The organism is Pseudomonas sp. GW531-T4 (assembly GCF_017349615.1).
Taxonomy (GTDB): domain Bacteria; phylum Pseudomonadota; class Gammaproteobacteria; order Pseudomonadales; family Pseudomonadaceae; genus Aquipseudomonas; species Aquipseudomonas chlororaphis_I.
This window is the reverse complement of record NZ_JACMZT010000037.1, coordinates 1-12,894: the sequence shown is the minus strand read 5'-3', so window position 1 is coordinate 12,894 and position 12,894 is coordinate 1. Positions and strand designations below refer to the sequence as shown.

Genomic DNA, 12,894 nt, shown 5'->3' with positions numbered 1-12,894 from the left:
TGCCTCTCATCCGGGATGACAGAATTGTCATCCCGCCTTCAGCGCCCTGTTAACCCCGCGTTAATAAGATCGCGCCATACTTCTATGACTGCTTCGTCACAGGGACGCGACGGAATTCCGATAACCGTCAATGGGACACCGCACATGAAAGCCTCCACACTCCTGCTCGCCGGTCTGATGATTGCCAGCTCGGGTGCAGCGTTCGCCGAAGGCGGCGCTGAACGCATGAAGCACTACTGGGACAACTTCCCCATCAGCCAGCAGATACCCCGCACCGATAGCGAACAGACATCCTCCGAGAGCGGGAAAAAACCCCAGGCCCCCGTCGAGGATCCGAGCCGCACCCCTGCGCAACCGGACGCCTGAAACGCCCCGAGCTCTACTCCTCTCTGGCGATAATGCTCCTTTGGCAGAGAGGATCTTCCGGCGCCCTTTCACGGGCGCCTTTTTTATCGCCGTCGATATCAGCGACATGACCATGGGCTATCAACTTTCTGACGTCAAAATGACAATTACGCCATATAGGCAACCGTCACTGCCCGCTGTATTAATATAAGTTCCCGCTGAACTTAGACATATATTGAAACAGTAAATAACACATGATCAGTTTGCAGGAGCGAGCGGGCGGCGATCCGACTTGCCCGCGATGAACTTGAGAGCACCACGCGTCTCCACTCGATACGCAGTAGCGTTAACGACCATCGCGAGCAAGCTTCACTCCTACAATGGATCACCTTACTTGGGGCAGTCAGTGACCGGCTGTCTAAAACAGGCACAAGCCATTGATATCAGGCACTTTAAATCTTGACCCTAAAGCCACTTCAGGCTTGAGCATTCCCTCACCCGAACGGCTGAGGCTATTTATCAGCTGCAACTTCGCGGGGTTTTATGGCTGGTCCAACAACAACTTCATATCCGGCGCCATTGAATTCTTTTTAATGATCAAGAGGTCACTTTTCCATGCGCATTCTGGTTGTCGAAGACGAGCGTAAAACTGCCGATTACTTGCATCAGGGGCTGACCGAAAGCGGTTATGTGGTCGACCGTGCCGCCACCGGTGTCGACGGGCTTTACCTGATCGAACAGCAAAACTACGAACTGGTGATTCTGGACGTCAATCTGCCGGAAAAGGACGGCTGGCAGGTGCTGGAAGACATGCGCAAGGACAGCAGCACCCGGGTGATGATGCTCTCGGCGCGCGGGCGCCTGGCCGACAAGGTCAAGGGACTGGACCTGGGGGCCGACGATTACCTGGTCAAGCCATTCGAGTTCCCCGAACTGCTGGCGCGGGTGCGCACCCTGCTGCGGCGCAGCGAGAACCTGCCGGCGACCGACACCCTGCGGGTCGCCGACCTCGAGCTCGACCCGCGCCGGCACCGGGCCTATCGCGGTTCGCGGCGCATCGACCTGACCACCAAGGAATTCACCCTATTGCAGGTGCTGATGCGCCAGTCGGGCGAGGTGCTGACCCGGACCCAGATCATTTCCCTGGTCTGGGACATGAACTTCGACTGCGACACCAACGTGGTGGAGGTCTCCATCAGCCGCCTGCGGGCGAAGATCGACGATGCCAGCGATATCAAGCTGATCCACACCATCCGTGGTGTCGGCTATGTCCTGGAAGTGCGCCAATGAAAGCCGCGCAACGCACCGCCAGCAGCCTGTCCATGCGCCTGGGGCTGACCGTCAGCCTGATGGGCGCCGGCCTGGTTTTACTGCTCGCGACCCTGGCCTACCTGGCCCTCAGCCATGAACTGGGCAGCCTGGCGCGGGAAAGCCTGGACAGCAAGCTCGAACAGATCCGCCACACCCTGACCAGCGACCTGAAGACCGGCGATATCGCCGCCCGCCCGCATTCGCTGCTGGACCTGGTAATGGGCCACGACAACCTGCACCTGAGCATTTTCGGCGCCGAACCCCAGGCCGAAGCGCTGCTGAACATCGGCAATCGCAACCTGGGTCCGCTGCCCGAAGCCCTGACCCAGCCGGAAAGCCCGGCGTTCCTCGACTGGCTCGACAGCGCCGGCAACCGGTTGCTCAGCGCCTCCAGCCTGATAACCCTGCGCAATGGCGAACAGGTGCGGGTGGTGCTGTCCCTGGACCGGGCCAACGACCAGGCGCTGCTCAGTGCCTACCTGCGTTCCACGGTGATCGCCCTGCCCCTGCTGCTGATGCTGATCGGCATCGGCGCCTGGTGGGTGGTGCAGCGTGGCCTGGCGCCGTTGCAGCAGTTCAGCCGGGTCGCCGCCAAGGTCACCACCCAGGACCTGACCCATCGCCTGTCGCCGGATAACCTGCCGCGGGAGCTGGCCGAGCTGGCCCACAGCATCAATTTCATGCTGCACCGGCTCGACGGCGGGGTGCAGCAGCTCTCGCAATTCTCCGACGACCTGGCCCACGAGCTGCGCTCGCCCATCACCAACCTGATGGGCAAGGCCCAGGTCACCCTGTCCCGGGAGCGCCCGCCCCACGAGTACAAGGCGGTGCTGGAGTCGAGCACCGAAGAGCTGGAGCGCCTGACCCGGATCGTCAGCGACATGCTGTTCCTCGCCCAGGTCAGCCATCCGGCGTCCCAGGTGGCGTTCGAAGAAATCTCCCTGGGCGATGAAGCGCGGCGGGTCATGGAACTGTTCGCCCTGAGCGCCGAGGAAAAGCACCTGGGCATCAGCCTGTCCGGCGATGGCCTGGTGTACGGCGACCGCCTGATGATCCAGCGGGCGATCTCCAACCTGCTGTCCAACGCCATCCGTCACAGCCCCCGGGCGTCGAGCATTTCGATCCTGGTGGAGGAACACGATTCGAGCGTGTCGCTGTCGGTGGGCAACCCCGGCGCCGGTATCCCGGAGCAGCACCTGGAGCACCTGTTCGAGCGCTTCTACCGGGTCGACAGCAGCCGCTCGCGCGCCGAAGGCGGTACGGGACTGGGCTTGGCGATCGTGCGCTCGATCATGAACCTGCATCAGGGGCGGACCGAGGTCAGCAGCGTACCGGGCAGCTTTACCTTGTTCCGCCTGGTGTTTGCCCGGCTCAATCATCCGCCGCGGGCGTAATGCTCCCGATTGCAGGAGTGTGGCGTCAGGCCCCCAGCAGCAGGCCGACGGCGCCACCGGCGAGCACCACCAGCCAGGGTGGCAGCTTCCAGCGCATCAGCGCGGCCAGGGCCAGCAGCGCCAGCCCCAGGTCCAGCGGCTTGAGGATGGTGCTGGCCCACAGCGGGTCGTACAGCGCCGCCGCCAGCAGGCCGACCACCGCCGCGTTGACTCCGGCCAGCGCGGCCTGGACCCGGCCCAGGTGGCGCAGGTTCTGCCAGAACGGCAGGACACCGACGATCAGCAGCATGGCCGGCAGGAAAATCATGACCAGGCACAGCAGCGCGCCGCTCCAGCCGTCGATGGCCGCGCCGAGAAAGGCCGAGAAAGAAAACAAGGGCCCCGGCACCGCCTGGGCGGCGGCATAACCGGCGAGGAACAGATCGTTGCTCAGCAGGCCCGGGGCGACCACCTCGCTCTGCAGCAACGGCAGCACCACATGACCGCCACCGAACACCAGCGCGCCGGCGCGATAGAAACCGTCGGCCAGCACCAGCGGCAGGCTGGGCCAGAACCCAGCCAGCAACGGCAAGCCGGCCAGCAACAGGGCAAACAACGCCAGGGCCAGGTAGCCCGTGCGCTTGCCGACTGCGATTGCCAGGCCGTCTTCGCGGTCGTTGAAGGTCGGCTGGAGCAGACCCGCGCCGACCATGCCCGCCAGCAACATGACGCAGACCTGGCCGAGGGTGCTCGGCCAGAGCAGCACACTGGCCGCCGAGGCCAGCGTGATCAGCATCCGCAGCGGCCCGCGGCACAAGGCACGGGCCATGCCCCACAACGCCTGGGCCACCACCGCCACTGCGACTATCTTCAGGCCATGCACCAGCCCACCGGGCAGCCCCGTGCCGCTGCCGGTCAGGCCCATGGCCAGGGCAATCAGGATCAGCGCCGACGGCAAGGTGAAACCCAGCCAGGCGCTCAGTGCACCGGCCAGCCCCGCCCGCGACCAACCGAGGGCAAAGCCCACCTGGCTGCTGGCCGGCCCTGGGAGGAACTGGCACAGGGCGATCAGTTCGGCATAGGCCGCCTCGCTCAGCCAGGCGCGGCGCTGGACGAACTCGGTACGAAAATACCCCAGGTGCGCCACTGGCCCGCCGAAGGAACCCAGCCCCAGCCGCAGGAACACCAGGAACACCGCCCAGGCGCTGTCACGGCGGGTCACGGTGGCATCCTGGGGGCGTGAATTCATCGGCCGGCGGGCTCCAGGGGCTTACAGGGTCTTGTTCCAGAACAGCATCCGGCCATGGCTCGGGTCGAGCATCGCATCGTCGAAGCCGAACTTGCGGTAGGACGCCTGGGCCACCGCGTTGCCCTCCAGCACTTCCAGGGTGATCTTGCAGCAGCCGCGCTGGCGGGCGATCTCCTCGACCTTCTGCAGCATCTTCTGGCTCAGGCCCAGGCCGCGGAATTTATCGATCACCGACACGTCGTGCACATTGACCAGCGGCCGGCCGGCAAAGGTGGAAAAGCCCTCGAAGCAATTCACCAGCCCGGCCGGTTCGCCTCCGACAAAGGCCAGCACGCTGAAAGCATGGGGGCGCTTGGCCAGTTCGCCGGGCAATTGCCGCAACAGATCGGCGTCCAGCGGCTGGCCGCCGCCCATCGGGTCCTGGGCATAGTGATTGAGCACCAGGGCGATTGCCTCGGCGTGTACCGGATTGGTGTAGCTGGCCTGGAGTACCAATACGTCTGCAACGTCCATGTCTGTCCTCAACAGTGATTGATCCGGGCGGGTCCCCGGGAGAGCGATTGTAAACACCGGCACATGACCAAACGAGCGGCTAGCGCGTCAAGCGCTACCGTTCTTTGTCCTCGACCGCCTCCGCGCCCCAGATCTGCGCTTCGCTCCAGCCCAGCTCGGCAAAATCCTCGGCGCGCAGGGCCGCCTCGCCCGCACAGAAAAACTCGTCCAGCTGCGGCGGCGCCACCCGGGTGCCGCTGAGCATGGCATGCACCTGGCCACGGTGATGCAACTGGTGCTCGAACAGGTGCGAAAGCATGCGCAGCCGGGTATCGCGCTGCGGCTTTTCCCGGGCGATGGTGACGATCCGCGCAAGGTCCACATCCCGTTGCTGCTCGCAATAGGCGATCAGCCGGCGGTCCACCAGCGCCTGTTCGCGCCGCAGGTCGGCGGCCTGGTCGAAAGGCTCCTCAATCTCGAAAAACACATAGCAGTCGGCCCGTGGCACCTCGCCGCGCAGCTCCCGCTCCAGCGCGTCGACGTAGAACCAGTCGCAGGTGAGGATGTGGTTGAGGGTGGCTTTCAGGCTGGGAAAGAAGCTCACCCGCGGCGCCGCCAGCTCGCTCGGGGTGAGTATTTCCCAGGCCTTGCCCAGGCGGTGATTGGCCCAGGCGTTCTGGTAAGCCATGGTCAGCAGATGATGGGACAGGGGCTGGTTCACGGTCAGGTCTCCCGTGTGATGATCAGGCGTGTTCAGCCGAAACGCTGCAGCTGCATCTCCTTCAGACGACTGAGGGTACGGCGGAATGGAAACTCCAGGTAGCCCTCGGTGTACAAGGCCTCCATCGGCACCCGCGCTTCGAGGTACAGCGGCACCTTGCGGTCGTAGCACTCGTCCACCAGGGCAATGAACCGCCGCACGCTGTCATCGTGCACCGACAACTGCGGCAGCTCGCGATCGCCGGCCACCACTCGCTCGGCGCCGTCCTCGGTGCCCCGGGCAATCCGTCCCGGGCGCTGTTGCGCGCTGAGTTCGGGCACTTCGCTGAGCAGGATCGCGCTGAAACGGTCGCACAGGGCCATGAAGTCCATGGCGGCGAACGGCTGCTCGCACAGGTCGGCGAAACGGCACCAGAGCACCCGCTCGCTGGCCTTGATCACCTGGACCTCGCGGTAGCCCACCGGCAACACAGCACTGGACGCCGCCTGCCCCGCCGCCAGCTGTTCGAACACCGGGCCCAGGGCACTCGGTTGGCCGGCCGGGGTCAGCCAATAACGCTGGGTCAGCGCCCCCGGGTGCAGGCGATGGTCCTGGGCGCCGTCCACCGCCACCACCTGCATATGCGCCTCGATCGCGGCAATCGCCGGCAAAAAACGCTCGCGGTTGAAACCGTCGGCATACAGCTGTTGCGGCGGCTGGTTGGAGGTGCAGACCATCACCACGCCCTGTTCGAACATCACCTGGAACAGGCGCCCGAGGATGATCGCGTCGCCGATGTCGTTGACGAACAGTTCGTCGAAACACAGCACCCGCACCTCTTCGCTCAGCTCGCGGGCCAGGGCCTGCAGCGGGTCGGCGGTGCCGGTCAGCTGGAATGAGCGCTGGTGGACCCAGCCCATGAAATGGTGGAAGTGCTGGCGCCGCGCCGGCACCTCGAGGCTTTGATAGAACTGGTCCATCAGCCAGGTCTTGCCCCGGCCCACGGGGCCCCACAGATAGACCCCGGTGATCGATTTGCGCCCTTCATGCAGGGCGACATGGCACTGCTGCAGGGCCAGCATCGCCCGCTCCTGGGCTTCGTCGGCGACAAAACCGCGCTCCTGGAGGGCGTACTGATAGGCGCTGAGGGGAGAATCGAAAGGCATGGGGTCCACGCATCCGCAAATGGGCCGCGCAGTATGCCATGCCTCACCTGGCGACCGCTGCGTCGGGATGCCGCCCAGGTCGATCGCAGCCTCGCTGTCGCTCCGCAGCGGCTACAAGGAACACGGCGCCTATGTAGCCGCTGCCGAGCAGCGCGAGGCTGCGATCGGCAACGCAGTGGCCGCAATCCGGGCCGCGCGTTCTACCTGATACACCGCGTGCCCAGGTTTTGCGGCAACTGCTTTGCCGATCGCAGGCTTCGCCAGCGGCTACAGCGAGCGCGGGCGCGACGGCTACAGCGAGATATCCAGCCGGGCGATCTTGCCCTGCTCGTCGAGGCGGAACACGTAGCGCAATTCCAGCGGGCTGCCGGGGAAGCTGCCGGAAATCAGGTTGTCCACCAGCACCTTGCCGGTGCGCTGCTGGACCTTGAGCACCTCGAGCCGTGGCTGGTAACGGCGGGCGGTGTCCTCCATCCATTGGGCGATGGCGCGGGTGCCGGCCTGATGCTGGCCCTCATCGAACACCTGGGCGTCTTCGGCGAAGAAACTGGCGACCGCCGAACTGTCACGACCATTGGTGGCTGCGAGGTAGGCGGCGATGGCCGGTGCGAGAGAAGTGGCTGTGCTGGACATGGTACTGCGGCTCCTTGTTTATCGTTGCTGGAGCCATGCTAAAACGCCGTCGCGTCAGTTCTTGTCAGGAGTGAAACGCCCGGCATCGTCCAGTTGCATGCGCTGGCGCCAGGTGCGCAACAGGTCGCTGCGACGCCCCGGATATCGCTGGCCCTGCTCGCTCGCGGCGGCGATCCGATCGGTGCGAAAGGTGCGGAAATCGTCGCGCAGCTCACACCAGGCGACTATCACCCGCGCCTCGTTCATAAAGCCCAGGGCCAGCGGCCAGATCAGGCGCTGGCTGGGGGTCTTGTTCACATCGGCGTAATCGATGTGCAGCTTGGCCTGCTCGCGGATCGCCTGGCGAAACACGTTCAGCGGCACCACGTTTTCCGGGTAGCAATAAGCCGGCGGGCCGGGCAGCACCGTCGGGTTGTGCAAGGCTTCCTGGGCCGCCGGGGCTAGCACCGCGGCGATCTTCGCCAGGGCATCGGCGGCGGCCTTGCCCAGCACCTCGTCGCCACGCTGGTCGACATAACGCAGGCCGAGGACGATGGCTTCGGTCTCGTCGGCGTTGAGCATCAGCGGCGGCAGGAACAGGCCGCTGCGCAGCACATAGCCGATCCCCGCCTCGCCATGGATCGGCGCGCCCAGGGCCGTCAGCTCGGCGATGTCGCGGTACAGGGTGCGCTCGGACACCTCCAGCTCGGCCGCCAGCGCCGCGGCGGTCACCGGGCAGCGCTTGCCGCGCAGCACTTGCAACAGGGTCAACAAACGAGTGGTGCGCGACACGTCATCAAGCTCGGCAGGGAAAGATCGGCGCAGCTTAACAGAGCCCCCTGTCAGGATCTGTCAGTAGCGAACTCTGACCTCGCTGGAGAAACGCGGTGTCTGGTTTGGCGAGCGTTTTGTCGGAATGCCGCCCAGCTCGATCGCAGCCTCGCTGACGCTCGGCAGCGGCTACGGGCGCGGTGCCTTTGTAGCCGCTGCCGAGCCCGCAAGGCTGCGATCGGCAACGCAGTTGCCGCAAAAGTGGATCATGAGAAACGCGCGGCCTGTAGTGCGTTGTGGCGCGGCGTTAAATCAACCCTTCTGGCCCCGACGCCTTTCTGGCATCCTGCGCCTCCATTTTTCTGACCGGGTCCGCAGATTTTGCCTTACGTCCTCCGACAGCCCGCGTCGCGCCCCTTTTCTCCACGTGTTTCATGCCCTATCGACACGTCATTGGCAGGCTTTTCCCATGACCGCACCTGATCGCTCCACGCCGCGCTACAAGTCCGACCTGATCTATGGCCTGGAGGACCGCCCGCATTTCAGCGCGGCGATCTTCGCCGCGCTGCAACATGTGCTGGCGAGCTTTGTCGGTATCATCTCGCCGACCCTGATCTTCGGCGGCGTGCTGGGCCTGCAGAACGAAACGCCCTACCTGATCAGCATGGCGCTGTTCGTCTCGGGCCTGGGCACCTTCGTCCAGGCCCGGCGCCTGGGGCCGATCGGCTCCGGGCTGCTGTGCGTGCAGGGCACCAGCTTTTCCTTTATCAGCGTGCTGCTCAGCGCCGGCCTGATGGTCAAGGGCCGTGGCGGCAGCAACGAGGAAATCCTCTCGACCATCTTCGGCATCTGCTTCTGCGCGGCCTTTATCGAGATGTTCCTCAGCCAGTTCATCGGCAAGCTGCGCAAGCTGATCACCCCGGTGGTCACCGGCACCATCATCACCCTGATGGGCCTGTCGCTGATCAAGGTGGCGGTCACCGACATGGCCGGCGGCTTCGGCGCGCCGGACCTGGGCGCCGCCAGCAACCTCGGCCTGGCCGCCCTGGTACTGCTGACCATCGTGGTACTCAACCGCTTCAGTCATCCGATGCTGCGCCTGGGCTCGATCGTCATCGGCCTGACCCTGGGCTTCGTGGTCGCCTGGCTGCTGGGCCGGGTCGACCTGGCGACGATGCCGGAAGTGCCGATGGTCAGCGTGCCGGTGCCGTTCAAGTACGGTTTCTCCTTCGACCTGATCGCTTTCATTCCGCTGGCGGTGATTTTTCTGATCTCGCCCCTGGAAGCGGCCGGCGACCTGACCGCCAACTCGATGATTTCCCAACAGCCGGTCAAGGGCCCGCTGTACATCAAGCGCATCAAGTCCGGGCTGCTGGCCGACGGTTTCAACTCGATGGTGGCGGCGGTATTCAACAGCCTGCCGATGGTCACCTTCGCCCAGAACAACGGGGTGATCCAGCTGACCGGCGTGGCCAGTCGCTACGTGGCGTACTTCATTGCCGGCCTGCTGGTGCTGCTGGGGCTGTTCCCGGTGATCGGCGCGGTGCTGCAACTGATGCCCAAGCCGGTGCTGGGCGGCGCGACCCTGATCATGTTCGGCACCGTGGCCGTGGCCGGGATCAAGATCCTCGCCGAAGCCGGGCTGCATCGACGCAACGTGCTGATCGTGGCGATTTCCCTGGGCATGGGCCTGGGCGTGGCGGCGGTGCCGGAAGTCCTGCGCGAACTGCCCAAGGCGCTGCACAACATCTTCGAATCGCCGATCACCGTGGGCGCGATGTGCGCGATCCTGCTGAACATCTTCCTGCCGGAAGAGTTCATCGAGCTGGAAGAAGACGAGTTCGACCCGGAAGCGGCGACCCTCAAGGTCATGCAGGACCCGGATGTGAGTGCCAAGGCCAACGCGTAAGCGCAATGTGTTTCTGTAGGAGCGAAGCTTGCTCGCGATGGCGTCGGTGGCGACACCACCAGACGGCAGGCCTCAAGCTCACTACCAGCCCTGCCGGCCTCATCGCCGGCAAGCCTGGCTCCTACAGAAGATGGCGCCCCTCAAGCAACCTTCGGTTTGTGGTGCAGACCCGGGCGCGATAGATTCAACACTGCCTTCTTTCTTTGCAGAGAGCTTCCAATGCGCAGATTCCTCGGCCTCACCCTTTCCTTGCTGTTGCTCAGCCTGAGCGCCTGCGCCCTGTTTCCCCAGCACGATCCGCTGAATATCAATGTGGTCGGCATCGAACCCCTGCCCAGCCAGGACCTGGAAGTGCGCTTCGCCGTCAAGCTGCGCCTGCAGAACCCCAACGAAACCGCGATCAACTACAACGGCGTGGCCCTGGACCTGGAGGTCAACGGCCGGCCGCTGGCCTCCGGGGTCAGCGACCAGAGCGGCAGCATCGGGCGCTTCTCCGAGGGTGTGCTGGTGGTGCCGGTCAGCGTCTCGGCCTTCGCCGTGCTGCGCCAGACCCTGGGCCTGAGCCAGACGCAAAGCCTCGACGACCTGCCCTACGTGCTGCGCGGCAAGCTCGCCGGCGGCCCGTTCGGCACTATGCGTTTCGTCGAGAAAGGCCAGCTGAGCCTGCCGAAAACCGCCAACTTCACCTGGTAATCGCACGCTTCCCTGTAGCCGCTGGCGCAGCCTGCGATCGGCGGCGCAGCCGTCGCCAAGCCTGCCAACGGGTTTATCCAGACAGACCGCGGACTCAGGCTTTGCGGTTGCTGCGTCGGAATGCCGCCCAAACCGAGCGCAGCCTCGCAGGCTCGGCAGCGGCTACACAAGCACCGCATTCCTGTAGCCGCTGGCGCAGCCTGCGACCGGGTGCGCAGCACCCGCAACCGGCCGCAATGCTCTCGCCACCCTTAGAACACCGACCAGCCGATGCGCTGGCTCAGCAATTCCAGCGCCGCCATGCCCACCAGGGAATTGCCCGCCGCGTTCAATTCCGGCGACCACACGCACACCGTGAACTGCCCCGGCACCACCGCGACGATGCCGCCACCCACGCCGCTCTTGCCCGGCAGGCCGACGCGGTAGGCGAAATTGCCGGCTTCGTCATACAGGCCGCTGGTGGCCATGATCGAGTTGACCTGCTGGGTCTGGCGCGCCGTGAGGATCTGCTCGCCGCTGTGCTTGCAGAAACCGTCGTTGGCCAGGAAGCAGAAGGCCCGCGCCAGGTCGACGCAGCTCATGCGCAGCGCGCAGTGGCTGAAGTAGCTGCGCAGCACCGACTCGACATCGTTGTGGAAGTTGCCGAAGGACTGCATCAGGTAGGCCATCGCCGCATTGCGCGCGCGGTGCTGGTATTCCGAATCGGCGACGCGGCCGTCCACCAGCACCTGCATGTTGCCGGACAGACGCCGCACAAAATCGCGCATGGACAGCGCCGGCGCGGCGAAACGCGACTGGTTGATATCGCAGATCACCAGCGCCCCGGCGTTGATGAACGGGTTGCGCGGACGGCCACGCTCGAACTCCAGCTGCACCAGCGAGTTGAAAGGCTGTCCGGAAGGCTCATGCCCCAGGCGCTGCCAGATCGCCTCGCCGGAATGGCCGATGACCTGCACCAGGCTGAACACCTTGGAAATGCTCTGCACCGAGAACGGCGTATCGGCGTCGCCGGCGCTGAACACCTGGCCATCGTTGCCATACACGGCAATCCCCAGCTGGTTGGCCGGCACGTCGGCCAGCGCCGGAATGTAGCTGGCCACTTTGCCCTGGCCAATCAGGGGACGGACCTCGTCGAGGATCTCGTTCAACAACGCTTGCATGTTCAGACTCGCACTTCGTGCCTCGCACCGCCGCGAAGCTACCGCTGCTAGACGCACGCCGCCGGGTCGAGAACACAGTTGTCGTGGTTATCCCTCATACGGCCCTCACACGGCCCTCGTACAGCTCCCCGCGCGGGCGAAAAACCGGCGATAAAAATCGCCCGCGGACCGCGCATTTTTGATCGGGCAGAGCCGCAGCTGATAGGCTTTCCCCTACATTCGACAGGGAGCGCTCATGGATCTCAACGCCGCCAGGATGTTTGTCAGCGTGGTCCAATGCGGCAGCATTTCGTCCGCCGCCAACCTGCTGCAACTACCGCTGGCCACCATCCGCCGGGGCATCCGTGAACTGGAACGCAGCCTCAACGTGCAACTGCTGGAACGCTCCGCCCGCGGCACCCGGCTGACCGCCGCCGGCAGCCAGCTCTACGAACACGCCAGCCGCGGTATCGAGGCCCTGGCCGAGGGCGAACAGGCTGTCAGAAATGATCGAATTCACTTGCAGGGCCGCCTGAGCGTGTCGGTGCCGGCGGCGTTCGAGAGCTGGTGGAAACTGCTGGCCGAGTTCCAGCGGCGCCATCCCGAGGTCCAGGTCGCGGTCTACACCAGTGAGCGGGAAAGCGACCTGGCGCAGGATGGGGTCGACGTCGCCCTGCGCGCCGGGCCGCTGTTCGACGAGGATCGCCCGGCGCGCCTGCTCGGCAGCTACCGGCATATGCTGGTCGCCAGCCCGCTGCTACTGGAGCGCCTCGGCACCCCGCAAACCCCTGCCGACCTTCGCGGTTTTCCCTGCGCCGTCTGGTCGCGCCATGCCGATGCCCGGGAACAGTGGCAACTGGGCGACCAGTCCTACAGCCCCAACCCGCTGTTCGCCGCCAACGATTACCTGCACCTGCGCCAGCTGGCGCTGACCGCCAAGGTGGTCACCGAGCTGCCGGCTTTTCTCGCCGCCGAAGCGCTGCGCGACGGTCGCCTGCACGCCCTGCTGCCCCGCCTGCCGATGCCCGAACAACAGCTGCACCTGCTTTACCCGAACCAGCGCCCGCCCTCGAACATCGTCCGCGCCTACCTGGATTTCGCCCAGGACTGGCTGGTGGAGAACCCCTTGCCCGA

The 12,894-nt window shown here is 65.0% G+C and carries 13 protein-coding genes; 6 read left to right on the top strand and 7 right to left on the bottom strand.

The window, feature by feature from the left end; translation table 11 throughout:
- Positions 1-144 precede the first annotated feature (144 nt).
- From J4D28_RS23885 to J4D28_RS23875, 3 genes are all read left to right on the top strand, one after another.
- Positions 145-366, top strand: a complete 222-nt coding sequence (locus J4D28_RS23885) for a hypothetical protein (protein ID WP_009048859.1) — start codon at positions 145-147, stop codon at positions 364-366.
- Positions 367-960: 594 nt separating this feature from the next.
- The gene (locus tag J4D28_RS23880) at positions 961-1,635 is read left to right on the top strand and encodes a heavy metal response regulator transcription factor (protein WP_009048858.1); all 675 of its coding nucleotides are present in this window, start codon (positions 961-963) and stop codon (positions 1,633-1,635) included.
- Entirely contained in the window at positions 1,632-3,050 is a 1,419-nt protein-coding gene (locus J4D28_RS23875; protein WP_009048857.1) for a heavy metal sensor histidine kinase, read from the top strand. Before J4D28_RS23880 ends, J4D28_RS23875 begins: the two co-directional genes overlap by 4 nt.
- Before the next feature lie 25 nt (positions 3,051-3,075).
- Here the strand turns inward: J4D28_RS23875 and chrA are convergent, their stop codons facing one another.
- The 6 genes from chrA to J4D28_RS23845 form a co-directional block, all read right to left on the bottom strand.
- Positions 3,076-4,278, bottom strand: a complete 1,203-nt coding sequence (chrA, locus tag J4D28_RS23870) for a chromate efflux transporter (RefSeq protein ID WP_103331874.1) — start codon at positions 4,276-4,278, stop codon at positions 3,076-3,078.
- 21 nt (positions 4,279-4,299) lie between these two features.
- On the bottom strand, positions 4,300-4,791 hold the full coding sequence (locus tag J4D28_RS23865) for a GNAT family N-acetyltransferase (RefSeq protein ID WP_009048855.1): 492 nt from the start codon (positions 4,789-4,791) through the stop codon (positions 4,300-4,302).
- A gap of 94 nt (positions 4,792-4,885) precedes the next feature.
- Complete coding sequence (locus tag J4D28_RS23860) at positions 4,886-5,491, bottom strand: DinB family protein (protein WP_103331875.1); 606 nt, start codon at positions 5,489-5,491, stop codon at positions 4,886-4,888.
- A gap of 32 nt (positions 5,492-5,523) precedes the next feature.
- Positions 5,524-6,636, bottom strand: coding sequence for a cell division protein ZapE (gene zapE, locus J4D28_RS23855; protein ID WP_103331876.1), 1,113 nt, complete (start codon positions 6,634-6,636; stop codon positions 5,524-5,526).
- A gap of 291 nt (positions 6,637-6,927) precedes the next feature.
- Entirely contained in the window at positions 6,928-7,269 is a 342-nt protein-coding gene (locus J4D28_RS23850) for a nuclear transport factor 2 family protein (RefSeq protein ID WP_009043734.1), read from the bottom strand.
- Between the two features lie 54 nt (positions 7,270-7,323).
- On the bottom strand, positions 7,324-8,040 hold the full coding sequence (locus tag J4D28_RS23845; RefSeq protein WP_009048852.1) for a YafY family protein: 717 nt from the start codon (positions 8,038-8,040) through the stop codon (positions 7,324-7,326).
- Between the two features lie 448 nt (positions 8,041-8,488).
- On the opposite strand from J4D28_RS23845, the gene J4D28_RS23840 reads away from it, so the two are divergent.
- Both J4D28_RS23840 and J4D28_RS23835 read left to right on the top strand, forming a co-directional pair.
- Positions 8,489-9,928: a nucleobase:cation symporter-2 family protein gene (locus J4D28_RS23840; protein ID WP_009048851.1), complete on the top strand. Its 1,440-nt coding sequence runs from the start codon at positions 8,489-8,491 to the stop codon at positions 9,926-9,928.
- Positions 9,929-10,147: 219 nt separating this feature from the next.
- Positions 10,148-10,621, top strand: coding sequence for an LEA type 2 family protein (locus J4D28_RS23835; RefSeq protein ID WP_009048850.1), 474 nt, complete (start codon positions 10,148-10,150; stop codon positions 10,619-10,621).
- A gap of 251 nt (positions 10,622-10,872) precedes the next feature.
- On the opposite strand, the gene glsB is transcribed toward J4D28_RS23835, so the two are convergent.
- On the bottom strand, positions 10,873-11,781 hold the full coding sequence (glsB, locus tag J4D28_RS23830) for a glutaminase B (RefSeq protein ID WP_103331877.1): 909 nt from the start codon (positions 11,779-11,781) through the stop codon (positions 10,873-10,875).
- 235 nt (positions 11,782-12,016) lie between these two features.
- On the opposite strand from glsB, the gene J4D28_RS23825 reads away from it, so the two are divergent.
- Positions 12,017-12,894 (top strand): LysR family transcriptional regulator (locus tag J4D28_RS23825; protein WP_207246464.1); only part of this gene is annotated, 878 nt, incomplete at its 3' end.

Bases quoted from the DNA above. Each gene is read 5' to 3' on its own strand.
- J4D28_RS23885 (WP_009048859.1), top strand. From the start codon at position 145: ATGAAAGCCTCCACACTCCTGCTCGCCGGTCTGATGATTGCCAGCTCG.
- J4D28_RS23880 (WP_009048858.1), top strand. From the start codon at position 961: ATGCGCATTCTGGTTGTCGAAGACGAGCGTAAAACTGCCGATTACTTG.
- J4D28_RS23875 (WP_009048857.1), top strand. From the start codon at position 1,632: ATGAAAGCCGCGCAACGCACCGCCAGCAGCCTGTCCATGCGCCTGGGG.
- chrA (WP_103331874.1), bottom strand. From the start codon at position 4,278: ATGAATTCACGCCCCCAGGATGCCACCGTGACCCGCCGTGACAGCGCC.
- J4D28_RS23865 (WP_009048855.1), bottom strand. From the start codon at position 4,791: ATGGACGTTGCAGACGTATTGGTACTCCAGGCCAGCTACACCAATCCG.
- zapE (WP_103331876.1), bottom strand. From the start codon at position 6,636: ATGCCTTTCGATTCTCCCCTCAGCGCCTATCAGTACGCCCTCCAGGAG.
- J4D28_RS23850 (WP_009043734.1), bottom strand. From the start codon at position 7,269: ATGTCCAGCACAGCCACTTCTCTCGCACCGGCCATCGCCGCCTACCTC.
- J4D28_RS23840 (WP_009048851.1), top strand. From the start codon at position 8,489: ATGACCGCACCTGATCGCTCCACGCCGCGCTACAAGTCCGACCTGATC.
- J4D28_RS23835 (WP_009048850.1), top strand. From the start codon at position 10,148: ATGCGCAGATTCCTCGGCCTCACCCTTTCCTTGCTGTTGCTCAGCCTG.
- glsB (WP_103331877.1), bottom strand. From the start codon at position 11,781: ATGCAAGCGTTGTTGAACGAGATCCTCGACGAGGTCCGTCCCCTGATT.